The organism is Desulfogranum marinum (assembly GCF_016918565.1).
Taxonomy (GTDB): Bacteria; Desulfobacterota; Desulfobulbia; order Desulfobulbales; family Desulfobulbaceae; genus Desulfogranum; species Desulfogranum marinum.
Genome location: NZ_JAFFQD010000186.1, coordinates 1 through 384 on the forward strand (window position 1 = coordinate 1; position 384 = coordinate 384).

A 384-nucleotide genomic window follows, 5' to 3' on the forward strand; every position below is an offset into this window, starting at 1 on the left:
GTCATGATGTTCATTGGCTGGTATGTAACAAGGCATCAAAAGACAGGTGAAGATTTCATTCTTGGCGGCAGAAAATTACCGATGTTACTCACCTTAGGGTCTACCGTCGGAACGATGGTGGGAACAGGGTCAAGTATTGGTGCGGTGAGTTTCGGTTATTCGAATGGTTGGGCTGGTATGTTATATGGCATCGGCGGCGCAACGGGGATCTTACTCACCGCTTGGTTATTTGCGCCAGTAAGAAACTATCGCTTTATGACAATGAGTGAGGAAATTTGTTACTACACAGGTGGCAGCCGCTTAGTCAAAAACCTGGTTGCGATATTAATTTTCTTAGCATCAATTGGTTGGTTAGGTGCGCACATCCTTGGGGGCGGCTTATAC

Annotated in this window: 1 protein-coding gene; it reads left to right on the forward strand. The window is 46.4% G+C overall.

What is annotated here, in order from left to right:
* Nucleotides 1–3: 3 nt before the first annotated feature.
* Nucleotides 4–384: sodium:solute symporter family transporter (locus JWH17_RS23435; RefSeq protein WP_438941071.1), on the forward strand; the 381-nt coding region annotated here is incomplete at its 3' end.